The organism is Bradyrhizobium australiense, assembly GCF_013114825.1.
GTDB classification, from domain to species: Bacteria; Pseudomonadota; Alphaproteobacteria; order Rhizobiales; family Xanthobacteraceae; genus Bradyrhizobium; species Bradyrhizobium australiense.
This window is the reverse complement of sequence record NZ_JAAVLX010000009.1, coordinates 257,297-280,515: the sequence shown is the minus strand read 5'-3', so window position 1 is coordinate 280,515 and position 23,219 is coordinate 257,297. Positions and strand designations below refer to the sequence as shown.

The 23,219-nt window shown below is 62.6% G+C and carries 20 protein-coding genes and 1 pseudogene; 13 read left to right on the top strand and 8 right to left on the bottom strand.

Going from position 1 to position 23,219, the window contains the following annotated elements; translation table 11 throughout:
• Positions 1–203 precede the first annotated feature (203 nt).
• Positions 204–1,846, top strand: a pseudogene (locus HCN58_RS27210) (glutaminase).
• A gap of 309 nt (positions 1,847–2,155) precedes the next feature.
• Here the strand turns inward: HCN58_RS27210 and HCN58_RS27205 are convergent.
• The 4 genes from HCN58_RS27205 to HCN58_RS27190 all read right to left on the bottom strand — a co-directional run bounded on the left by HCN58_RS27205 (position 2,156) and on the right by HCN58_RS27190 (position 6,007).
• A complete protein-coding gene (locus tag HCN58_RS27205; protein ID WP_235983922.1) occupies positions 2,156–2,926 on the bottom strand; it encodes a C13 family peptidase in 771 nt (256 codons plus the stop codon).
• Positions 2,920–3,276 (bottom strand): Mth938-like domain-containing protein, encoded by a 357-nt coding sequence (locus tag HCN58_RS27200; RefSeq protein WP_171582428.1) that lies wholly within the window; start codon positions 3,274–3,276, stop codon positions 2,920–2,922. The genes HCN58_RS27205 and HCN58_RS27200 overlap by 7 nt, the downstream gene beginning before the upstream one ends.
• Positions 3,277–3,346: 70 nt before the next feature.
• Complete coding sequence (amrS, locus tag HCN58_RS27195) at positions 3,347–4,447, bottom strand: AmmeMemoRadiSam system radical SAM enzyme (RefSeq protein ID WP_171582427.1); 1,101 nt, start codon at positions 4,445–4,447, stop codon at positions 3,347–3,349.
• A 117-nt stretch (positions 4,448–4,564) separates the two neighbouring features.
• Positions 4,565–6,007 carry a hypothetical protein gene (locus HCN58_RS27190; protein ID WP_171582426.1) on the bottom strand — a complete coding sequence of 481 codons (1,443 nt, stop codon included), beginning with the start codon at positions 6,005–6,007 and terminating at the stop codon, positions 4,565–4,567.
• Positions 6,008–6,455: 448 nt separating this feature from the next.
• Here HCN58_RS27190 and HCN58_RS27185 point away from each other — a divergent pair, with 448 nt between their 5' ends.
• Positions 6,456–6,821 carry a VOC family protein gene (locus HCN58_RS27185; protein WP_171582425.1) on the top strand — a complete coding sequence of 122 codons (366 nt, stop codon included), beginning with the start codon at positions 6,456–6,458 and terminating at the stop codon, positions 6,819–6,821.
• A gap of 16 nt (positions 6,822–6,837) precedes the next feature.
• On the opposite strand, the gene queF is transcribed toward HCN58_RS27185, so the two are convergent.
• The 3 genes from queF to HCN58_RS27170 all read right to left on the bottom strand — a co-directional run bounded on the left by queF (position 6,838) and on the right by HCN58_RS27170 (position 8,846).
• Positions 6,838–7,302 (bottom strand): preQ(1) synthase, encoded by a 465-nt coding sequence (gene queF / locus HCN58_RS27180; protein ID WP_171582424.1) that lies wholly within the window; start codon positions 7,300–7,302, stop codon positions 6,838–6,840.
• A gap of 168 nt (positions 7,303–7,470) precedes the next feature.
• Positions 7,471–7,710 (bottom strand): c-type cytochrome, encoded by a 240-nt coding sequence (locus tag HCN58_RS27175; protein ID WP_171582423.1) that lies wholly within the window; start codon positions 7,708–7,710, stop codon positions 7,471–7,473.
• Between the two features lie 149 nt (positions 7,711–7,859).
• A complete protein-coding gene (locus HCN58_RS27170; protein WP_171582422.1) occupies positions 7,860–8,846 on the bottom strand; it encodes a Vgb family protein in 987 nt (328 codons plus the stop codon).
• A 178-nt stretch (positions 8,847–9,024) separates the two neighbouring features.
• On the opposite strand from HCN58_RS27170, the gene eno reads away from it, so the two are divergent.
• The 11 genes from eno (at position 9,025) to HCN58_RS27115 (ending at position 21,718) form a co-directional block, all read left to right on the top strand.
• Positions 9,025–10,308 (top strand): phosphopyruvate hydratase, encoded by a 1,284-nt coding sequence (eno, locus tag HCN58_RS27165; protein ID WP_171582421.1) that lies wholly within the window; start codon positions 9,025–9,027, stop codon positions 10,306–10,308.
• Between the two features lie 47 nt (positions 10,309–10,355).
• Entirely contained in the window at positions 10,356–11,492 is a 1,137-nt protein-coding gene (locus tag HCN58_RS27160; protein ID WP_171582420.1) for a zinc-binding dehydrogenase, read from the top strand.
• 753 nt (positions 11,493–12,245) lie between these two features.
• On the top strand, positions 12,246–12,800 hold the full coding sequence (locus HCN58_RS27155) for an NADPH-dependent FMN reductase (protein ID WP_171582419.1): 555 nt from the start codon (positions 12,246–12,248) through the stop codon (positions 12,798–12,800).
• 210 nt (positions 12,801–13,010) lie between these two features.
• A complete protein-coding gene (locus tag HCN58_RS27150) occupies positions 13,011–13,328 on the top strand; it encodes an FtsB family cell division protein (protein ID WP_171582418.1) in 318 nt (105 codons plus the stop codon).
• A 235-nt stretch (positions 13,329–13,563) separates the two neighbouring features.
• Positions 13,564–14,589, top strand: a complete 1,026-nt coding sequence (gene pdhA, locus HCN58_RS27145; protein ID WP_171582417.1) for a pyruvate dehydrogenase (acetyl-transferring) E1 component subunit alpha — start codon at positions 13,564–13,566, stop codon at positions 14,587–14,589.
• A gap of 103 nt (positions 14,590–14,692) precedes the next feature.
• Positions 14,693–16,093, top strand: a complete 1,401-nt coding sequence (locus tag HCN58_RS27140; RefSeq protein WP_171582416.1) for a pyruvate dehydrogenase complex E1 component subunit beta — start codon at positions 14,693–14,695, stop codon at positions 16,091–16,093.
• 6 nt (positions 16,094–16,099) lie between these two features.
• Positions 16,100–16,405 (top strand): DUF5076 domain-containing protein, encoded by a 306-nt coding sequence (locus HCN58_RS27135; protein ID WP_171582415.1) that lies wholly within the window; start codon positions 16,100–16,102, stop codon positions 16,403–16,405.
• Positions 16,406–16,407: 2 nt separating this feature from the next.
• A complete protein-coding gene (locus HCN58_RS27130) occupies positions 16,408–17,751 on the top strand; it encodes a pyruvate dehydrogenase complex dihydrolipoamide acetyltransferase (RefSeq protein WP_171582414.1) in 1,344 nt (447 codons plus the stop codon).
• A gap of 180 nt (positions 17,752–17,931) precedes the next feature.
• Positions 17,932–19,350, top strand: coding sequence for a dihydrolipoyl dehydrogenase (gene lpdA, locus HCN58_RS27125; protein WP_171582413.1), 1,419 nt, complete (start codon positions 17,932–17,934; stop codon positions 19,348–19,350).
• A 124-nt stretch (positions 19,351–19,474) separates the two neighbouring features.
• Positions 19,475–20,716, top strand: a complete 1,242-nt coding sequence (locus HCN58_RS27120; RefSeq protein ID WP_171582412.1) for a threonine synthase — start codon at positions 19,475–19,477, stop codon at positions 20,714–20,716.
• A gap of 33 nt (positions 20,717–20,749) precedes the next feature.
• Entirely contained in the window at positions 20,750–21,718 is a 969-nt protein-coding gene (locus HCN58_RS27115) for a tripartite tricarboxylate transporter substrate binding protein BugD (RefSeq protein WP_171582411.1), read from the top strand.
• Between the two features lie 282 nt (positions 21,719–22,000).
• Here the strand turns inward: HCN58_RS27115 and HCN58_RS27110 are convergent, their stop codons facing one another.
• Positions 22,001–22,960, bottom strand: a complete 960-nt coding sequence (locus HCN58_RS27110) for a calcium-binding protein (protein ID WP_171582410.1) — start codon at positions 22,958–22,960, stop codon at positions 22,001–22,003.
• Positions 22,961–23,219: the final 259 nt, after the last annotated feature.

Sequence of the window (23,219 nt, the reverse complement as noted above, 5' to 3'; positions counted from 1 at the left end):
ATGCGGTAGCGCGCCGCGTCCTTGGCAGCGCTGGTTCCCCCGGCCCGGCGACAATGGCGCAATTCGAGCGAGATTTGTGAGGAAATGCCGGCTCGCGTCAGGATGACACACATCTGTTGCGTGCCGCAGGGCGCGGAAGTCCAGCCCAGGTGGCCGCCGATGGCACGGAGGTTGCTTCATGCCTTGTCATTTAAGGTGATGATGTGGACGCCCAGACAACCCATTCGGCCAAAGGCAGTTTCGCCGCCAGACACGCCGGTTATGCCAACGAGCCGCCGCTGCAGCGGTTTCTGACCGCCTGTTACGAGGAATTCAGATCGGACCATTCCGGCGTGGTCGCCGATTACATCCCCGAGCTGAAGCGCGCCGACCCGGCGCATTTCGGCATCGGTCTCGTCACCATCGATGGCCATGTCTACGAGGTCGGCGACAGCGCCGTGCCCTTCACCATTCAATCGGTCTCCAAAGCCTTCGTGTTTGCGCTGGCGCTCGAGCTGGTCGGCGAGGAGCGCGTGGCGGCAGCGATCGGCGTCGAGCCCAGCGGTGAGGCGTTCAATTCGATCCGGCTGACGAACGACAACCGGCCGTTCAATCCGATGGTCAATGCCGGCGCGATCGCCTGTTCGGGGTTGATCCATCAGGTCGACGGCGCTCACGCCTTCGAGCGCATCCGCGCCAAGCTCAGTCAGTTCGCCGGGCGCGAGCTCGGCGTCGACGATGCCGTTCATGCCTCGGAAGCGCTGACCGGCAACCGCAACCGCGCGATCGCCTGGTTGTTGCGGAATTATCTCGTGCTGCAGGATGACGTCGATGCCGTGCTGGACACCTATTTCAGGCGCAATTGGGACTAGGCACGTTCTCGCCGAACCTCGACAGCCACGGCAACAGCGTGCGCGGCTTGAAAGTATGCGAGGCGTTGTCGTCGCGGTTCGACCTGCACATGCTCAACCGCAGCGCCGACGTCCGCACCTGCATCATTGCCGACTATGACGTCTTCGGGATTTCGTCGCGCCGCAGCCGGCAGCCGCATGAGCAGCAGATCCTCGACGAGCGCCACAGCGACATCCGGGTGATCGAACTGGTCGGCGCGCTGAATTTCGCGACGATCGATCATGTGACGCGGCGGCTGGCCGGCGAGCCGCCGAACGCGCCGCTGTTGATCCTTGACTTCCGCCGGGTGCCGGATCTGACCGCGGCGGGCGCGCAGTTGCTCGGCGAGAACCTCACCATGCTCGGCAACACCGGCGTCACCGCGATCCTGACGGGGCTGGAGGCGACATCGCCGGTCTGGACGGAGGTGCGCGCACGTGCCGCCGACCCGCAGCGGCTGCGGCGCTTCGCGCTGCTCGATGAAGCGATCGAATGGGCTGAGGATCAGGTCATCTATCGCTATGGCGGCTTCACCTCGTCGAAGGAAACCAGCCATCTCGGCGCGCAGGCGCTGCTAGCCGATCTGGCGCCGGAAGAGATTGCCGTGCTGGCCGACCTCTCGACCACGCGGCGTTATGAGGCTGGCCAGCGCATCATCAGCGCCGGCGAGACCGCCAATTCGCTGTTCTTCCTGCAAAGCGGAATGGTGAGCGTGAAGCTGCCCAGCGGTGTGCGGCTGGCCTCGCTCGGGCCCGGCATGGAATTCGGCGAGATGGCGATCATCGAACAACATCGCAGCGCCGATGTCTGGGCCGACACGGCCGTGACGTGCCTTGAATTGCCGCTCGACAGTTTTGCCGATTATCGCCACCTCCACCCGCAGATCGCGCTGAAGATCATGCGAAATCTGTCCACCCTGCTGGCGCGGCGGCTGATCCTCGCCAATGCCAAGGTCGATCTGCTCAGCGCGTATTAGATCGTGTACTCATAACCCGGCGGCGTGACGCATCTAAGTTGATGTCACCTTTGCTCTTAAGACGACGCAGTTGCTACGCAGCAGCGAATGGCGCGATGGGCCACAGCGGAACTTCACTGCTTGGGCGGTTCCCAGTTGGGTCATTCGCGTCATTCTGGCCGTGCGTAGCAAACTTCCGGTCTACCCCGGAAACCAGACAATTTCAGAACGGGCGGCGCTTCGAAAAACTGCCATTGGCAGACATTCCGCGCGTTCGGTCAGTAGATTAATACGGACGAGGTTTTCGGCAGACAGGCGTCGGCCGGTCGCTCAAGGACGCCCAATGAGCAACGGGTGCACGTTTTCGCCGCCTGCCATTAGGGGATTCGACGGCTCGAAGCGCTCGCGCACTTCTCGCTTTTTGACGAGCGAGCGCGCAACAACAAAGGCGTCCTTCAGGCTCTTAGCATGCCGGAGTGCTATATTGAAAAAGGCGTTGCCGAAATAGGTCCACTTGGATTTGTCCCGGCAACCGAACGACGGATGGTCGGCATCGGCCGCTGTGATTACCAGCGTATCGGGGTTCGCGAGACGAGGGACAAAGACCCCGGAATAACAGGCCGAGATGACCACCACCTTGTATCGCATGCCGGTCCGCGCCAGCATGTAGGCGAGATTAGACGGAGTGAGCGTTTGCGCAAGCCGCCCCGCTTTGACTGCAAGGCCGGCGCGGGAGCCGTGCGAGGTGAGAATCAAAAACAGAATGTCATTGTCGGCGTCCATCCCGTTGGCCGCCGCTTGCAAGGACATGGCCAGGCCTTCAATCGTAGCACCTCCGCCTTTCTTCGAATTGTATTGCACGTTGATCGGGGCGCTCCCGAAACGGCCTGCCACGACCCGTGCTGCGCCGGTCGCCTCGCTTCTAAACACGCCTTGATCGCCGAAAAGGCCGAAGGACACCACGCTCACCTTGCGAGCATCCTCAACGGCGTGCACCGTCGAAACCGACGGCGCAACGGTCAAAACCAGAGCGATGAGCGGCGCGCCGATCCGGCTGATCCAACGTGGATACACAGCTTCACCACGCATTTCTTTCAACAAGTCACGTGAAAGAGTCCGACCCTCTTTGCGCGTGACCGGTTGAATATCCGGATCGCCTCGGGTGTCGGCTCCAACAGGACGTCGCAGCCCTTTCTTTCGAAATAGGCTTCGGCTTCGGGCGATAGGTGCACGTTGCCCATCTGCCCTGAGCCAATGACGACCTGGTCGCACCCCTTCTCGAATAGAAACTTTGCCTCGTTTTTTGAAAGCACGTGCGAGGTACCATATAGTTTCTTTGATAACCTCTTTTTCCGCTTCACAACTTCGCCGGAAAGGCGAACGACCACGTCGTGCTCATACGTCCTTCCGTCAATTGTGATCGCGCCAAATATGGTGCTGTCAATCTTCATCGTGACCTCCTAATCAGGCTCCCGCTCCAACACGCAGCAGTGAGGCGCCCCGACGCCGGCATCGTCGCACTCAAGAGCGTTCCAGTCTGCCGAACCGGATCGGGACGCGCCGCTGTCCCCAGTTGCCCGGGTGTGCCTCGAACAAGCCGGGGATTGCGGTGGAGCAAATTCCGCAGCGGCCGTCGCCGGTGAGCTGCCAAGTGGTGATGTCATACCAATCTCGGCCGATGATCCGCTCGCCACAGCCCGGACAGTACGTGCTTTGGCCCCGCTCGTCATGGACATTCCCGGTGTAGACGAACTTCAGCCCGACCTTACGCGCGATGTCGCGAGCGGTCGTCAGCGTGAGGGCCGGCGTACGGGGCAGATCCAGCATCTTGTAGTCAGGGTGGAAGGCGGTGAAATGCAAGGGCACGTCAGGTCCTAGCCTTGTCATCACCCAGTCGCTCAGTTTTCCTAGCTCCTTCGGGCTGTCATTGTGACCCGGGATCAACAGCGTTGTGATTTCGAGCCAGACCTTCGTCCTGTGCCTCAGATAATCGAGCGTCTCGAGGACGGCACCGAGACGCCCGGTGCACAGCCGATTGTAGAACGCCTCGGTGAACGCCTTGAGGTCGACATTGGCGGCATCCATGAAAGTGTAAAGCTCCTCCCGCGCCGCCGGATCAATGTAGCCCGCCGTGACCGCCACGTTCTTGATCCCGCGCCGGCGCGCCACCCTTGCGACGTCCACGGCATATTCGAGGAAGATGACGGGGTCATTGTAGGTATAGGCGATGGAGCGCGAGCCCGTGGCAATCGCGGCCTCGACAATATCTTCCGGCGAGGCGGCGTCCTGGAGCCGGTCGAACTCGCGCGCTTTGGAGATGTCCCAGTTCTGGCAGAACTTGCAAGTCAGGTTGCACCCGGCGGTACCGAACGACAATACGGGAGTTCCGGGCAGATAGTGGTTCAGTGGCTTCTTCTCTATTGGATCGACACAGAAGCCCGAGGAGCGGCCGTAGGTCGTGAGCACGATCCGGTCATCCTGCCGACCACGCACGAAGCACAGGCCGCGCTGGCCTTCGTTAAGCCTGCAGTATCTCGGGCAGACATCGCACTGGATGCGCCCGTCTTCGAGCCGGTGCCAGTAGCGGCCAGGAACACCTTCCAAACGCTCGGGATCGGTCATGGAATCGTCGTGTGGATCGCTGGGCAAACCCTCAGCTTTTTGCCAACGGGCGTGACGGAGGGTTGCCACGGCGTCTAGCCGGCCCGCCGACGGGCACGAGCGCCCGCGGACGTCGGCTCATTCTATTCCTGATCGGCGGAGACCATAAGCCGAACCGTCGACATCTCGGCAGGCGACCGTTTCGGCCAGTTCGACGGCGAAAACGGACAGCATGAGGCCCACCATCGGCACCGCAGGAATCAGGTATCGCCAGACGTCGAGAGTGTGGGCGCCGGCGGCGGTCGCGATCGAAGCCATCCACATCACGATTACGATGCCTGCAGGTGTCAAGAACCCGGGGCGCCGGCGCCGCACAGCGGTCACCGTCCAAAATATAACGGCAATAACGAAGGCGGTGGACAATGCCCTGTACAGATAAGCGGTGATGCCTGGGAAATCGGACAGTAGGCTGATCCGAACCGGTCTGCCTTGCAGATCGATCGGCTGAACCGCCCGGTCGTGCCGCGTCATGATGTCGGACACGTGCGGCACGTCGTCAGTCGACACCGGTATGGCAGGGTCGAGTCCGTATGGCGGCCATGCGACCGAGGCCCCATAGGCCATCTGACGGACGAACTTGCCCGCGTAGGCCAGCGGCCGGTCGCGCACGGCGGCCAGGAAGATGCGCTGATAGGCTGCGGCCGCGCCGACGGCATTCCGGGTACCGGCGACGTCTCGATCCAGTGCGGTGTCGAAAAGGCACGCGTCGCCGAAGAACCCGAGCACGGGCCAGCGACCCGGCTCCGCGGCGAAGTCGGCGGCAAGCCGCGCCATCGTGGCGTCGGCGCGGTCGCCGGCCGCCGACACGATCTCGTGTCGCGCCGCATCGCTTGCAAGCACGATGTTCAGGTGATTGCAGAACAGTGTCTTGGGGACGAACACGGCCGAGGCTTGGTCGGAATTGGAAGCCCCGAACCGGGAACCGGCGGCGAGGAGCGCCAGCGCCGCCGCGACGGACACGGCAATCACGGCAAGACGCGCGGACGTGTCTGGTCGGGCGAGGTTGGCGCCGACCACGACGGCAGCGATTGGGACCAGGACTCCCTGCGATCTGAAACACGCCGCGAGCGCCGCGCACAGGATGGCGGCAGCGACCGCCCAGCACCGCGCCGCTTTGCCGACGCAGGTGCCAACGAGCAATCCAGCCACGGCCAAATTGAGAAAGACCGCAAAGAGAAGGTCTGCGGTGAGGACGTTCCTGAACAGCAGCAGGCCCGGATACGTCGCCACGAGGATGATCGGCACGAGCCCACCGGCGTTGCGCATCGCCGCTTGGGCGGTTGCTGCAAGCGCCAGCATAAGGACGGCCCACGCCGCCTGCTGCAGGCGCACCACCGTCCCGAGGTCGCCTCCAAACGCGAACGTCGCGGCAAGGAACGCCGGGTAGCCCGGATCGCGCCCACCCGCCACGGTCGGCTGTCCGGCCTCGAGCGTGCGAAACGCAGATTCGACGAAGGACGGCGTGTCGCCCCAGATGACCGGGACCGCCGGCCTGAACGACACGACGATCGCCACCAGCAACGCGGCCCACGCTAGCACGGCCCACGGAGATCCGACGCCGCCCAAGGAGCTGGCTCCGGAGCTGGCTCCGCCCGTTGTACGCGCTGGTGCTTCGCGGTCGGACCGCACGATCTCCACACGGGATGAAGTTCTGCCCCAGCTTCATGCTAGACCAAAGCGCTCTACAAGACCATCGGAGGGCACGGCGTGCTCCCCTCGGCGGCCGGATGAGGCGAATTTGACTTCGTACGACCATGTCCGGCTAATTCCGCAAAGCGCACGCTGATGCCGGCGCAGCGCTTAGTCCGCTAGGGGGCATTTTCGACCGAGTCTGAGGACTTTGCCTGCCGTTTGATGTCCGCTTTGCCCCCAAAAGCAAGCGGTGCCGGGGCTTTGGGCCAAGAGGTTGTATTTGGCCGGAGGTCTGTGATTCAAACTTCCAAACTGGGAGCTTCGGGAGAGTTTAGCCATGATCGAGGGGATCAGCGCGATCACACTGGGCACCCACGACATGCCGCGTGCGGTCCAGTTCTACGGCGCGCTCGGCTTTGAGATTCTGCATGGCGGCGAAGGGTCGTCATTCAGCAGCTTTCGCGCCGGAACGGGCTATCTCAACCTCATCGCCCAGCCGGCCGAGCGTCGCTGGTCCTGGTGGGGGCGGGTGATCTTCTACGTTGCCGATGTTGACGCACTTTACCACCGTGCGCTCGCGGCAGGATTCGAGCCAGCCACGGTGCCGCGAGATGCCGAATGGGGTGAGCGGTACTTCCACCTTGTCGATCCGGACGGCCACGAACTCAGCTTCGCGCGGCCTTTGCCTTCGCCCGTGCAATAGCCGCCGAGGCGTCGCGTTAGCCTCGCCCGCGATAGGGCGCGACCCCCTGGTCCGGCACCCACATATCCTTGGGCAATTTGCCGGTCTGCCAGAACACGTCGATCGGGATGCCGCCGCGCGGATACCAGTAGCCGCCGATGCGCAAGAATTTCGGCTTGATCTCGGCTGCGATCCGCTTGCCGATCATGACCGTGCAATCCTCGTGGAAGGCGCCGTGATTGCGAAAACTCGCGACATAGAGTTTCAGCGATTTGGATTCCAGCAGCCACTGGCCCGGCACGTAGTCGATCATGAGATGGGCGAAATCCGGCTGACCCGTCACCGGGCAGATCGAGGTGAATTCCGGCGCGGTGAAGCGCACCAGATAATTGGTATCCGCTTGCGGATTGGGCACGCGGTCGAGCTGCGCTTTTTTCGGGCTGTCCGGCCATTCCACGGCGCGGCCGAGCTGCAATGATTGGGGTAATGATTTCTTGGCCATCATGATCGTCCTTGCGAACGCTGACATGGCCGCAACCGGCCGTGATCGTCAACTGGGCGAGCGGCGAGCGCCGTTTGAACTCTCTCGTGTCCCGGACGCGGTGCGGCGTGTCAACGCCGCACCGCAGAGCCGGGACCTACCGGCGATGGATCCCGGCTCTGCGTCGCATCACTCGCGTGCTGCGCCGCGTCCGGGATATGGGTTTGCGAGAAACTTGACCAGCGCCTGCCGTTCGGCGGCGCCCTCGATCCCGCGCACCGACATCCACAGTCCCGGAAACAATGCGGCCGGATTAGCGAGGAACGCCTCCAGGCGCTTTACATCCCAGCGCAGCCCTTCGTCGCGCGCCTGGCGCAGGACCGGCGAATAGTCGAAGCCGGCATCGCTGCCGACGGGCCGTCCGATCACACCTGACAAATTGGGGCCGGGCAGGGCGCGCTCCGCGGGATCGAGGCTATGGCAGGCGCGGCAGGGCGCGAACGCCCGCGCGCCGTCTTACGCCGCGGTGGCGGTAGCGCGCAGGAGAAGAGAGAACAGCGACAGGACGACGAACAATCTCACGCAGCCGTCTGTATTACGACCAGGCGGTCATTGCCGGATTCAGCGCCCCAGATCTCGCCAGGCCGGCCGTCGAGCTGGCGCACATTGGCGCCCGATTTGTCGCTCGGGAACGCGTTGAATTTTTCCGTCACGGGATCGAAGCGCACGATTGCATTCGCCGAGAAATCAGTGAGCCAGACCTTATCCTTGTCGTCGACGTAGACCGCATAGGCGCGCGGATTGCTCCCGGGCAGCTTCCACGACCTCCAGGAGCTGTCGGCGGGGTCGTGCACCGACACCTGGCCGCTGTTCCATTCGCTGACCCAGATCCGGCTCTTGGAATCCGACCACACCCGCCGCGCGCCCTGCTTTGGCGTTGACGGTTCGACCACGGTCGCCCGGCCGCTCGCCAGTTCGATCTTTGCAATGTGATTGCCGGCGAGCGAGGCGTACCAGACCTCGCCCTTCGGGGTGGCCGTGATCCCGTAAGGACCGACGCCGCGCGGCGCCTTGAACACGGTCATGTCGCCCGATTTCGGATCGAGCCGGCCATAGATGCCGGACTGGCCGGTGAACCAGTAGATGCCGCTCTTGTCGAACACGCCGGTGTTGAGGTTAGCGTAGGCCTCCTTTTCGGGCAGGCGGAACAGCGTCACCTTGTGATCACTGGGGTCGACGCGCGCAATCGCGTTCTGTCCGCCCTCAGTGACCCACGGCGCGCCGTCGGGTCCGATGACGACGCCATGAGGCGACGCGCCCTTGCCGAGATTGATCAATTTGAATGCGCCGTCCCGTGGGTCTAGGCGCCCCAGCGTTCCATTGCGCTGACCAGTGAACCAGATCGCGCCATCGCGAGCGGGCGTGACGTCGTGCAGACCGACGCCGGCGTCGATCGGAAAATATTTGACCGGGAACGGGCCTTCCTGCGCGGCGGCGTTTCGTAGCAGCGCGGGGACGGCAAGGATTCCTGCGGCGGCGGTTCCAAGAAACTGGCGGCGATTCATTGCGTTACCCCGGCTTGTGAACGTGAAGGTTTGGACGCCGATATCAACCGTGGAGGAGTCTATCCCGACCGGGCGGTACCGTCTGGAAAAGGCCATTCCTCAAGCGTTCACATTTGCTTGCGTGCCGTGTAAGACCGCCTCCGAAACCCGACCACTCCTTCCCAGGAAAGTTTAAGACATGACCGCCATCGTCGACATCATTGGCCGCGAAATTCTCGATAGCCGGGGCAACCCCACCGTTGAAGTCGATGTGGTGCTGGAAGACGGGTCGGTCGGCCGCGCGGCTGTTCCGTCCGGTGCCTCCACCGGCGCCCATGAGGCGGTCGAACTTCGGGACGGCGACAAGCAGCGCTATCTCGGGAAGGGCGTGCAAAAGGCGGTCGAAGCCGTCAACGGCGAGATCTTCGAGGCGCTCAGCGATCAGGCCGTCGAGGACCAGGTCCACATCGACCAGATCATGATCGATCTCGACGGCACGCCGAACAAGAGCCGGCTCGGCGCCAACGCCATCCTCGGCGTTTCGCTGGCCTGCGCCAAGGCCGCGGCCGAATCCTTCGACATGCCGCTCTATCGTTACGTCGGCGGCACTTCGGCGCGGACGCTGCCGGTACCGATGATGAACATCATCAATGGCGGCGTGCATGCCGACAATCCGATCGACTTCCAGGAATTCATGATCCTTCCCGTGGGCGCCGCGAGTTTTGCCGAGGCGCTGCGTTGCGGTTCGGAAATCTTCCACACGCTTCGCAGCGAACTGAAGAAGGCCGGCCACAACACCAATGTCGGCGACGAGGGCGGCTTTGCGCCGAACCTGCCGTCGGCGGACGCAGCCCTTGAATTCGTCGTGAGCGCGATCGGCAAGGCCGGCTACCAGGCCGGCGAAGATGTGATGCTCGGGCTGGATTGCGCGGCGACCGAATTCTTCAAGGACGGCAACTACGTCTATGGCGGCGAGAACAAGACCCGCTCGCGCTCCCAGCAGGCGAAATATCTCGCCGATCTCGTCTCGCGCTATCCGATCGTCACCATCGAGGACGGCATGTCCGAGGACGACATGGAAGGCTGGAAGGAATTGACCGACCTGATCGGCAAGAAGTGCCAGCTCGTCGGCGACGATCTGTTCGTCACCAACGTCACTCGGCTTGCCGACGGCATCAAGAACGGCCGCGCCAATTCGATCCTGATCAAGGTCAACCAGATCGGCACGCTGACGGAAACACTCGCCGCCGTCGAGCTGGCGCACAAATACGGCTATACGTCCGTGATGTCGCACCGTTCCGGCGAGACGGAAGATTCCACCATCGCCGATCTCGCGGTCGCCACCAATTGCGGCCAGATCAAAACCGGATCATTGGCCCGCTCCGACCGCACTGCCAAGTACAACCAGCTCCTGCGCATCGAGCAGCAACTCGGCAATCAGGCGAAATATGCCGGCAAATCGGCGCTGAAGGCCTTGGCGTAACGCGTTCGCGCATCCAGATATAACCAACACAAACCGGGGAATTTACGATGAGCGACGGCAAGAGCGGGCTGCAACTGCGTTCGCTGCTCAAGAAGAGCGGTGAACTCGAACTGTCGCTGGTCAATATCCCGACGCCCGAGCCGGCCGACGATGAAGTCGTGGTCCGTGTCGAGGCGACCCCGATCAACCCGTCCGATCTTGGGCTGCTGATCGGTCCCGCCGACATGTCGACGGCGAAGGAGTCCGGCACCAAGGACGCGCCCGTGGTCACGGCGAAGATGCCGGAAGCCGCGATGCGGATGATGGCGGCGCGGCTCGACCAGTCGCTGCCCGTCGGCAATGAGGGCGCCGGCGTGGTGATCAGGACCGGATCCTCGGACGCCGCCAAAGCGCTGATGGGCAAGAACGTCTCGATGATCGGCGGAGCGATGTACACGCAGTATCGCACCATCAAGATCAGGGACGTCATGGAGCTGCCATCCGGCACCACGCCCGCCGATGGCGCGTCGTGGTTCGTCAATCCCCTGACCGCGCTCGGCATGACCGAGACGATGCGGCGCGAGAACCACAAGGCGCTGGTTCACACCGCCGCCGCCTCCAACCTCGGCCAGATGCTGAACAAGATTTGCATCAAGGACGGCATCGGTCTCGTCAACATCGTGCGCAGCACGGAGCAGGCCGACATCCTGCACAAGATCGGCGCCAAATATGTCGTCGATTCCACCGCAGATACGTTCATGGACGATCTGACCAACGCGCTGGTGGAGACTGGCGCCACCATAGCGTTCGACGCTATCGGCGGCGGCAAGCTGGCAAGCCAGATTCTCACCTGCATGGAGATCGCGGCCAACAAGACGGCCAAGGAATACAGCCGCTACGGCTCCAACGTGTACAAGCAGGTCTATATCTACGGCAGCCTCGACAACCGTCCAACCGAGCTCAGCCGCGCGTTCGGGCTGACCTGGGGCGTCGGCGGCTGGCTCTTGACGCCGTTCCTGCAGAAGATCGGCCCTGCCGAAATCGGACGGCTGCGCCAGCGCGTCGCGTCCGAGCTCAAGACCACCTTCGCCAGCCACTATACGCAGGAAGTGTCCCTGCAGGAGACGCTGCAGCTTTCCAACATCGCCGTGTACAACAAGCGCGCCACCGGCGAGAAATTCCTGATCAACCCGAACAAGGGATGATGATGTTGCGCTCTTTTTACCGATCATCAATCGAACAGGCCGCCCGATGGGGCGGCCTGCGTCATTTAAGATATTGAACGCAAAAAATCACACTCAAATCGAACGAGAACGTTGAAGTTATCGGTGGGAGTTCGATTCAGCGCCCTTTGGCTTTCTTTTCGAGTAGAGCGTTCGCGTTGGATGAACCTTCGCTTCCTCGCGTTCGACAGCGCGCCTGATCCTTTGCAATTCGAAATAGGCCTTCGCAACATCAAACCGAGCCTTCGGCGTCTCCGCGGATATTCGAGTTCGCATGATTAGCCCTCCTCCGTGGAGGGCCGAGGCTAGCCTCGGCCGCTGTGCTCCGTCTGTACGCTTTAAGACTCAGAGCCGACGGTTCCAACGGTGGAACCTCAAATTTTCACCTTGCGTCGGGATGGGGCAGCACGCCGCTATCGGTGTGCTGCAGCAGCAGACCACGCCGAGTCAGGATGCGGAGCTGTGGAGCTGTGGCAACCGACTTGCGGATGGCGCCAATCGTGAAGCAACAACTCGAAATGCGAATTCCCCAGGGCGAACTGACTTAGAGGATCTCTCTGCATCAACAGCCGCACGGCATTGCGCTTACGCTCGAACCAATCGATCCGGCCGGGGAATGTTGTAGCCAAAAATTTGGTCCAGAAGATCGCCCAAACATTATTTCATGCACTTGCATCTTTTTGGCGATCTGCGTATGGGGAGAGCAGGCGTTCTGCTTCTCAAAAGGGATATCCAATGGCCACCTACACCATCGTCACGATCGTCGGCTCTCTCCGTAAGGCGAGCTTTTCGCTCAAGATCGCCAACGCGCTCGCAAAAATGGCGCCGGCTTCGCTCAAGCTCGACGTGACCACGCTGCATGACATTTCCTTCTTCAACCAGGACCTGGAAGCAGCACCGCCGGCGGATTGGTTGAGATTCCGCGAAAAGCTGCAGAAGTCGAACGGCGTGCTGTTCGTGACGCCGGAATATAACCGCTCGATCCCCGGCGTCCTTAAGAACGCGATCGACGTCGGCTCACGTCCCTACGGCAAGAGCTCGTTCCTCGGCAAGCCGGTCGGCATCGTCAGCAACTCGCCCGGCGCACTTGGCGGCGTCAGCGCCGCCAAGCATTTGCAGAATATCCTGCCGGGTATTTCCGGCCCGATCCTCGGCCAGCCCGAAATCTACCTCAACGCCGTCGGTGACGCCTTTGACGAGAAGGGCGAACTCGTGAAGGAAGCGGTGCAGAAGGTGCTGCAGCAATATATCGATGCGTTCGCGGCGTTTGTTGAGCAACAGAACCGGTAGCGCCGTCATTGCCAACGGGTCGCGCGAATGCGCGCCCGATGACAGGCTCCGCGACGAAGCAATCCATCCGTCGGTTATGCGGTGACATGGATTGCTCCCGCCTTCGCTCTACGAGCTTCGGCGGACAGGTCGCTTCGCTCGCAATGACGGGGCGCCAGTCAGGCCTGTAGCCTTAGGAATCCATTAACCCAGCCGTCGCATCTTCACGGCATGGTCTCCCGCACCCGATTGAAGTCTATCTTGACCGGACTCGCCCTCTATACGATGGCGGCGATGATGGTCGGCTATTTCGGCGTCAACGCCTACACCGGCAAATACGGCTTGAACGCGCGCCAGGAGCTCGATCAGGAGATCATTGCGCTCACCTCGGAACTGGCGCGACTGAAGCGCGAGCGGGCAGAGGGCGAGCAGCGGGTTTCGCTGCTGCGGTCCGACCGGGTCGATCCCGACATGCTGGACGAGCGCGCGCGCTTCCAGCTGGACTACGCCAATCCGCGCGATCTGGTCCGGACCGTCAAGCCGAACTGATTCCAAACACTCCGCTGTCGCCCTGCATAACGGCTCGCGGCGCTCGCACCTTCAGGGTGACGTCCCTACCTATGTCCGCAAATTTCAAAAAATCGCGAAATCAATTTCGAAAATGTCGCGACCCACATTGCACTGCGGCATAGCAATATTTTCTCCAGCGCACGCAATCCTTTCACGGCGGTTTGAGTTGGGATACAGAGGGCTGATCCGTCTCTCTTTCTCACCCGGAAATGCCATGGCTGCACCCAAGAAAAGCGTCGTCGCGAAGGAATCAGGGCAGGAGAAGGCAAACGGGTCCCCACCGGAATTCACCAAGGCGCAGGAATTGGCCGCGCTGCGAGACATGCTCCTGATCCGCCGCTTTGAGGAGAAGGCCGGCCAGCTCTACGGCATGGGTGCGATTGGCGGTTTCTGCCACCTCTATATCGGCCAGGAAGCTGTGGTGGTCGGAATGCAGATGGCCCTGAAGAAGGGCGATCAGGTCATAACGGGATACCGTGACCACGGCCACATGCTAGCCTGCGGGATGGACGCCAACGGCGTCATGGCCGAGCTCACCGGCCGCCGCGGCGGCTACTCCAAGGGCAAGGGCGGCTCCATGCACATGTTCAGCATGGAGAAGAACTTCTACGGCGGCCACGGCATCGTCGGCGCCCAGGTTTCGCTCGGGACCGGCCTTGCTTTCGCCAATCGCTATCGCGGCAATGATTTCGTCAGCCTCGCCTATTTCGGCGACGGCGCGTCCAACCAAGGCCAGGTCTATGAGAGTTTTAATATGGCGGAGCTGTGGAAGCTACCGGTGATCTACGTGATCGAGAACAACCGCTACGCCATGGGCACGTCGGTGACCCGCTCTTCCGCCCAGACCGATTTTTCCAAGCGCGGCGCCTCCTTTAACATTCCGGGTCACCAGGTCGACGGCATGGATGTCCGCGCCGTGAAGGCCGCGGGCGACGAGGCGGTCGCCTGGTGCCGCGCCGGCAAGGGGCCGTTCATCCTGGAAATGCAGACCTATCGCTACCGCGGCCATTCGATGTCCGACCCGGCGAAATACCGGACCCGCGAAGAGGTCGAAAAAATCCGCACCGACCAGGATCCGATCGAGCAGGTGCGCAACCGCCTGCTGGCCGCCAAGGTCAGCGAGCAGGAGTTGAAGGCGATCGACGCCGAGGTGCGCGAGATCGTCAACGCATCCGCCGATTTCGCCCAGCGCGATCCCGAGCTCGATCCGTCCGAGCTCTGGACCGACGTCTACAGGTAATTCAACGCATAGTTCGTAAAAAGTGGGACCTGGTTTGCTGCTCTTGCGACCTGCAGATCAAACGAGCGCAGAACCAACTGACGAGTGATTTTCGGGAGCCGATATGCCCATTCAAGTGCTGATGCCTGCGCTGTCGCCCACCATGGAGAAGGGCAACCTTGCGAAGTGGCTGAAGAAGGAAGGCGAGACGATCAAGTCAGGTGATGTCATCGCCGAGATCGAGACCGACAAGGCGACGATGGAAGTCGAGGCGACCGATGAGGGCACGCTCGGCAAGATATTGATCCCCGAAGGCACCGCCGACGTTGCGGTCAATACGCCGATCGCGACCATTTTGGCCGACGGCGAGAGCGCTGCCGATCTCGGAAAAGCCAGCGCACCGGCGCAAGCGGCAAAGGCCGCGGAATCCGCGCCCCCCGCTGAAGCCAAGGCGGAAGCGCCCCAGCCCAAGGCCGAGAAGGCACCAGCCGCGCTGGCCGCTGCGGTCGCCGAGCCCGATCCGGAAGTCCCCGCCGGCACCGAGATGGTCACCCAGACCATTCGCGAGGCGCTGCGCGATGCCATGGCGGAAGAGATGCGGCGCGATCCCGATGTGTTCATCATGGGCGAGGAGGTCGCGGAATATCAGGGCGCCTACAAGGTGACGCAGGGCCTGTTGCAAGAGTTCGGCGCGCGGCGCGTGATCGATACCCCGATCACCGAGCATGGCTTTGCCGGCGTCGGTGTCGGCGCGGCGATGTCGGGGCTGAAGCCGATCGTCGAATTCATGACCTTCAACTTCGCCATGCAGGCGATCGACCAGATCATCAACTCGGCGGCCAAGACGCTGTACATGTCAGGCGGCCAGATGGGCTGCTCGATCGTGTTCCGCGGCCCGAACGGCGCCGCCGCCCGCGTTGCCGCCCAGCACAGCCAGGACTACTCGGCCTGGTACTCGCAAATTCCCGGGCTGAAGGTGATCGCGCCGTTCTCGGCTGCCGACTATAAAGGGCTGCTGAAGGCCGCGATCCGCGATCCCAACCCCGTCATCTTTCTCGAAAACGAAGTCTTGTACGGCCATACCGGCGAGGTGCCGAAGCTCGACGATTACGTGATCCCGATCGGCAAGGCGCGTATCGTTCGCTCGGGCAAGGACGTAACACTGATCTCGTGGTCGAATGGCATGACCTATTCGCTGAAGGCCGCCGACGAGCTCGCCAAGGAAGGCATCGAGGCCGAGGTGATCGACCTGCGCACGCTGCGCCCGATGGACACCGAGACGATCGTCAACTCGGTAAAGAAGACCGGGCGCGCGGTGACGGTGGAGGAAGGATGGCAGCAGTCCGGCGTCGGCGCCGAGGTTGCCGCCCGCATTATGGAGCACGCCTTCGATTATCTCGATGCGCCGGTCGCCCGGATATCCGGCAAGGATGTGCCAATGCCTTATGCCGCGAACCTCGAAAAGCTCGCGTTGCCGTCCGTCGCCGAGGTGGTGGCGGCCGCCAAGGCCGTTTCCTACCGGTAGGTCCAGATGGCCGGTCCCAACGAACAGCCGCTGCCGCCCGATGTCATCGGCCGCGATGACGCCGTCGAAGTGCTGCGTGCCTTTGTCGTCGATGGCGGGCTCTCGATCGCCTTCCAGCGCGCCTTCGAGGAGCCTGACATGTGGGGCCTGTTGCTGGTCGATATCGCCCGCCACGCCGCCCGCGCCTATGCGCGCGAGAGCGGCTACACCGAGGACGAGGCGCTCGCGCGCATCGTCGAGATGTTCGAAGCCGAAATCAACCGGCCGACCGACATGGGCTCCACCACGCCGCGGTCGCAACAGGGTCACTGACGATGCCGATCAACATTTTGATGCCCGCGCTGTCGCCCACGATGGAAAAGGGCAACCTTGCCAAGTGGCTCAAGAAAGAGGGCGACAAGGTCAAGTCCGGCGACGTGATCGCGGAGATCGAGACCGACAAGGCGACGATGGAAGTCGAGGCCGTCGACGAGGGCACCATCGCAAAAATTCTGGTGCCCGAGGGCACGCAGGATGTGCCGGTCAACGATATCATCGCGGTGCTAGCCGGTGATGGCGAGGACGTGAAAGCGGCTGGCGCCGCCCCCGCGCCGAAGGCTGAAGCGCCCAAGGAGACACCCAAGGAAGCGCCGAAGGCTGCTGCCGCGGCACCGGCGCCAACGCCTGCGCCCGCAGCGGCTCCCGCGCCAGCCCCTCAGGCGGCGGCTGCGCCCGCCAAGGGCAACGGTCACGACCGTATCTTCTCGTCGCCGCTCGCGCGGCGTCTGGCCAAGGATGCCGGGATCGATCTTTCGCGGATCAGCGCCTCCGGCCCGCATGGCCGCATCATCGCCCGAGACGTCGAGGACGCGAAATCCGGCAAGGGTCTGAAGGCCCCGGCCGCCGCACCCGCGGCCGGTCCGAGCATCGCGCCGTCGATGTCCGACAAGCAGATTCTGGCGCTGTTCGAGGAGGGCTCCTACGAAATCGTGCCGCATGACGGCATGCGCCGCACCATCGCGCAACGGCTGACCGCGTCGGTGCAGACCGTGCCGCATTTCTATCTCACGATGGACTGCGACATCGGCAAGCTATTGGTGGCGCGCGAGGAGATCAACGCGGCAGCACCGAAGGACAAGGAGAAGAAGCCGCTCTACAAGCTTTCGGTGAACGACTTCGTCATCAAGGCGATGGCCATCGCGCTGCAGCGGATTCCGAACTGCAACGTGAGCTGGACCGAGGGCGGCATGCTCAAGCACAAGCACTCCGATATCGGTGTTGCCGTTGCGATGCCGGGCGGCCTGATCACTCCGATTATCCGGAAAGCGGAAGCCAAGACGTTGTCCACGATTTCATCCGAGATGAAGGACTTTGCGGCGCGCGCGCGGGCGCGCAAGCTGAAGCCGGAGGAATATCAGGGCGGGACCACGGCGGTGTCGAACCTCGGCATGTACGGCATCAATCACTTCACCGCCGTGATCAACCCGCCGCACGCGACGATCCTCGCCGTCGGCACCAGCGAGGAGCGCCCGGTCGTGCGCAACGGCAAGATCGAGATCGCGCAGATGATGAGCGTGACCTTGTCCTGCGATCACCGCGCCATCGACGGCGCGCTCGGTGCCGAGCTGATCGGCGCCTTCAAGCAGTTGATCGAAAACCCCGTGATGATGATGGTGTGACCATTGCATGACGTACGCCGTCATTGCGGGCGCAGCGACTTGTCCGCCGTAGCTCGAAGAGCGAAGGCGGAAGCGATCCATTGCATTGTTGGCGGCTGGATTGCTTCGTCGCAAGGGCTCCTCGCAATGACGGAAACGAAATGTCAACTTGGTCGCACGATGGAAACGAGCGAGTAAAACATGGCCGACACTTCCTTCGACGTCATCATTATCGGCTCCGGCCCCGGTGGTTACGTCACCGCGATCCGCGCCGCCCAGCTCGGTTTCAAGACCGCGATCATCGAAAAATCCTATCTCGGCGGCATCTGCCTGAACTGGGGCTGCATTCCGACGAAGGCGCTTTTACGCTCAGCCGAAATCTATCACTACATGCAGCACGCCAAGGATTACGGGCTTTCCGCCGAGAAAGTCTCGTTCGATCCGAAGGCCGTCGTGCAGCGCTCGCGGGGCGTCTCAAAACGCCTCAATGATGGCGTTGGCTTCCTAATGAAGAAGAACAAGGTGACGGTGATCTGGGGCGAGGCGTCGATCGATGCGCCCGGCAAGGTCACCGTGAAGAAATCCCAAGTCGAAGCGCCGAAGGGCGCGCTGGGCGAGGGCACCTATCAGGCCAAGCACATCATCCTGGCCACCGGTGCCCGGCCGCGCGTGCTGCCGGGGCTCGAGCCCGACAATAAACTGGTCTGGACCTATTTTGAGGCGATGGTGCCGGAGCGGATGCCGAAATCGCTGCTGGTGGTCGGTTCCGGCGCGATCGGCATCGAGTTCGCCTCCTTCTTCCACACCATGGGCGCCGACGTCACCGTGGTCGAGGTGCTGCCGCAAATCCTGCCCGTCGAGGACGCCGAGATCGCCGGCCTTGCGCGGAAACGCTTCGAAAAGCAGGGCATCAAGATTCTATCCAACACCAAAGTAACGAAGCTCGAGAAGAAGGCCGACAGCGTCGTCGCCACCATCGATGACGGCAAGCAGCCGCAGACGGTCGAGTTCGAGCGCGTGATCTCGGCGGTCGGCGTGGTCGGCAATATCGAGGGGCTCGGGCTCGAAAAACTCGGCGTCAAGACCGACCGCGGCGTCGTCGTGATCGACGGCTACGGCAAGACCAACGTGCCCGGCATCTATGCCATTGGCGACGTCGCCGGCCCGCCGATGCTCGCCCATAAGGCCGAGCATGAAGGCGTGGTCTGCATCGAGGCAATCAAGGGCATGCACCCGCACGCCATGGACAAGAACCTCATTCCCGGCTGCACGTACTGCCATCCGCAGGTCGCCTCGGTGGGCCTGACCGAGGCAAAGGCGAAAGAAAACGGCCGCGAGATTCGCGTGGGCCGTTTCCCGTTTGTCGGCAACGGCAAGGCGATCGCGCTCGGCGAGGACCAGGGCCTCGTGAAGGTGATCTTCGACAAGAAGACTGGCCAGTTGCTTGGCGCCCATATGATCGGCGCCGAGGTGACCGAATTGATTCAGGGCTACGTGGTCGCCATGAACCTGGAGACTACGGAAGAGGAGTTGATGCACACGGTATTCCCGCATCCGACCCTGTCCGAGATGATGAAGGAAGCCGTGCTGGACGCCTACGGCCGCGTGCTCAATATCTAGCCCAGTCCCTAACCGTCATGCGCGGGCTTGACCCGCGCATCCATCACGCTTCACAAGAGTCTTGCGAAGAAGATGGATTGCCGGGTCGAGCCCGGCAATGACAGGCAAACCAGAAAGAACAGTTGTGAAAGACAACGACAATCTGACCATCGAACGGCCGACGTTCGTGACCCATCTCGAATGCGCGATGGAAGGCGATCGGTACGAGGCCGACGAGATCCACAACCTCTCCAAGGCCGGCAAGCCGCTTTTGGTGCGCTACAACCTCGCCGGCGTGAAGAAGGCGCTGACCAAGGAAGCGCTCGCGGAACGCCCCGCCGATATGTGGCGCTACCGCGAGCTGCTGCCGGTGCGGAAGGTCACCGACATCGTCAGCCTCGGCGAAATCATGACGCCGCTCATTCGCCTGCCCAAGCTAGCCAAGAAACTTGGTGGTGGCGAGATCATCGTCAAGGACGAGGGCCGCCTGCCGACCGGCTCGTTCAAGGCTAGAGGCCTCGTAATGGCGGTGTCGATGGGCAAGGCGCTTGGCATCAAGCACATGGCAATGCCCACCAACGGTAATGCCGGCGCCGCGCTTGCGGCCTACGCCACTTCCTGCGGCATCAAGACCACGATCTTCTGCCCAGCCGATACGCCGGAAGTGAACGTCAGCGAAATCGAGCTGCAGGGTGCCACCGTCTATCGCGTCAACGGCCTGATCGACGACTGCGGCAAGATCGTCGGCGAAGGGAAAGCAAAAGCCGGCTGGTTCGATACCTCGACGCTGAAGGAGCCGTACCGGATCGAAGGCAAGAAGACGATGGGTCTCGAGCTCGCCGAGCAGCTCGGCTGGGAGGTGCCTGACGTGATCTTCTACCCGACCGGCGGCGGCACCGGCCTGATCGGCATGTGGAAAGCGTTTGCCGAACTGGAAGCGATCGGGTTCATCGGCGCGAAGCGGCCGCGCATGGTGGCGGTGCAGGCGTCCGGCTGCGCGCCGATTGTGCGTGCCTTCGAGAACGGCACCGAGCACGCCCCGCGCTGGGAGGATGCCCACACCATCGCGTCCGGCATCCGCGTGCCGCAGGCGGTCGGAGATTTTCTGATCCTGCGCGCGGTCCGCGAGAGCAAGGGATTTGCTATTGCGGTCCCGGACGAGAAGATTTCTGCTGCGCTCAACGAAGTGGCGCGCGAGGAGGGCCTTTTGTTGTGTCCGGAAGGGGCGGCGACGTATGCTGCCTATCAGCAAAGCCTTGCCGAAGGCCGCGTGACTAAAAACGATCGCGTCATGCTGTTCAATTGCGCGACAGGGCTTAAATATCCGCTGCCGCCGGTCACGCGAACGCTCGATCGCCACCAGCCGATCGAGTACGCAAAACTCTGATCATCGCGCGGCGGAATGTGATGGGAGCACGAGATGCGAAAATTCATTCTGTCCGCGATTGCAGTGTTGGCGTTCAGCGATGCCGCGACGGCGCAAAGCTTTCCCTCGCGTCCCGTCACCATCATCGTGCCGTTTTCCGCCGGCGGTCCATCGGACGCGATGGCGCGAATTCTCGCCGAGCGCATGAAGGTTACGCTCGGCGAGCAGGTCCTGGTCGAGAATGTGACGGGGGCGGGCGGTTCGGTCGGCGTCGGTCGCGCGGTGCGGTCGCCGCCTGACGGCCACACGATCAGCTTCGGCCATCTCGGTACCCACGTCGCCAATGGCGCGATCTACAAACTCGGCTACGATCTCGTCACCGACCTTGAACCGGTTGCCCTGCTGCCAAGCAATCCAATGATCATCGTCAGCAAGAAGTCGATTCCCGCAACTTCGCTGAAGGAATTTATGGCGTGGCTGAAGGCGCAGCCGACGCCGGCGACGGCGGGCACGGCAGGCGCCGGCTCCGGTAGCCATATCGCCGGGCTCTATTTCGAGAACGTCACCGGCATCAAGCTGCAATATGTGCCGTATCGCGGCACCGGCCCGGCGATGAACGATCTCGTCGCCGGCCAGATCGACATGATCGTCGACCAGACCTCGAACTCGATCGGGCAGGTGCGTGCCGGCAACATCCGCGCCTATGCCATCACCGGCGATAAGCGCGTGGAGTCGGCGTCCGATATCCCGACCGTAGATGAGGCGGGGCTGCCCGGCTTCCACATGACGCTGTGGTCCGGCCTCTGGGTGCCCAAGGAGACGCCGAAGGACGTCATCGCAAAGCTGAACGCGGCGACGGTGGAGGCGTTGAACGATCCTGCGGTGCGCAAGCAGCTTGAGAACCTCGGCCTGCAGATGCCACCCAAGGACAAGCTCACGCCCGAAGCGCTCGGCGCCTGGCAAAAGGCCGAGATAGCAAAATGGTGGCCGATGATCAAGGCCGCCAACGTCAAGGTGGATTGAAACGCGCGATGAATTGACGCCTGTCGTCCACGTTCCCCGGATGCTGCGCAGCGCCATCAGCTCGTTCACGCGCGTCTTCGACACGCTCTTTGGCCTGCGGCGTGGTGCGCTGCTGATCCGGGGTCCACACGCTGCGGCGGTGGGTCCCTCTGCGGTGCAGGGCTATGCGCTGCACCGCGTCCGGGACACGGATAGCGGTTTGCGGACAACCAATATGCCACGGGGAGTTGCAAGGGCCGGAAAGCCGGCCCTTGCTAGTGTTGAGCACTGGATGTCTTCGCCTTACGCGTAGGTGGCGAGGTTCGCAGCCATCGTCATTTCGTTGTGGTGGCCGCCGTCGGTGCCGCCGTTGGCCAGCACGCCGTCGTCCTCCAGTTCGAAGTGCACGCCGGCGCCGAGTTCGCCGACCTTCTCGTAGGCGCCATACACCGTTTGGGTCACGGCGATATCGCTTTGCTTCACCAGGTTGCCGTAGACGGTGATAGTGCCGAGCAAATCCTCATCATGCGCGCCAGCATTGCCCTGCTGGCTGATGACGGTGATCACGCTATAGTCATTCTTGCCGTCGCCGTTGCTGTCCTTGTACTCGATCGACTTGACTTCGGCGGTGTGCGCCGAGATTTCGATCTTGTCGCCCTGGGCGCGATTGAAGTCGCGGATCACGTCGTTGCCGAAGCCGTCAACCCAGTGATCGTGAACGGCGTTGTTCTCGCCGGTGACGCCAACCCAGTCGATCGTACCGTCCGCATTGACGTGCTTGGCGACGATCTCGTCCTTGGCGTTCACCATGCCTTCGAAGCGGAAGGTGTCGGCGCCCGCGCCGCCGGTGAGGGTGTCGTTGACCGCCTTGAACGCAGCGGTTTCGGTCGCAAAGATCTGGGTCGTGCCGTCCTGGGCTGCGACCATCTCACCGGCGTCCGACCGGCTGAGCAGGACGTCATTGCCGGAGCCGCCGTCCATCCGGTCCGCGCCGAAGCCGCCGACCAGAAGGTCGGCGCCAGAGCCACCTGAAAGGTTGTCATTGCCGGAGCCGCCCCACACCTTGTCGTTGCCGGAGCCGCCGTTGAGCGTGTCGTTCCCGGCCATGCCGGCGACCGAGTCGTCTTTGGCGCCTGCGTACAAGACGTTGCCGCCCGTCGTGCCGTTCAGATGATCATGGTCGGCGCTGCCGCCCGTAAACCGGGCCAAAAAATCGTCGAGACGACTGTCGTCGAAGAATCTGTTCAGATTGAAGCGTGCCATTAGTCGAACCTCTTACTCAGAGGCCTCACGGACTAGAAACGACCACGGACTTTGGGAAAGCCTCGCGTGATGCGCGCGGGAAGGACGTGAGGCAGGATCCTTCACCCGCATTGAAGAAGAAACAGCAAAACGGGCCCGTGGCTGGACGCGTGCGCGGCGGATTTGCGCTAGGCAGGGGCAATATGGTGACGCGAAAGGCGTTGGTGCGCCGATCGTTTGGCACATGCCTCAATTCCAGCCGGCGATCAAAACGTCTGCG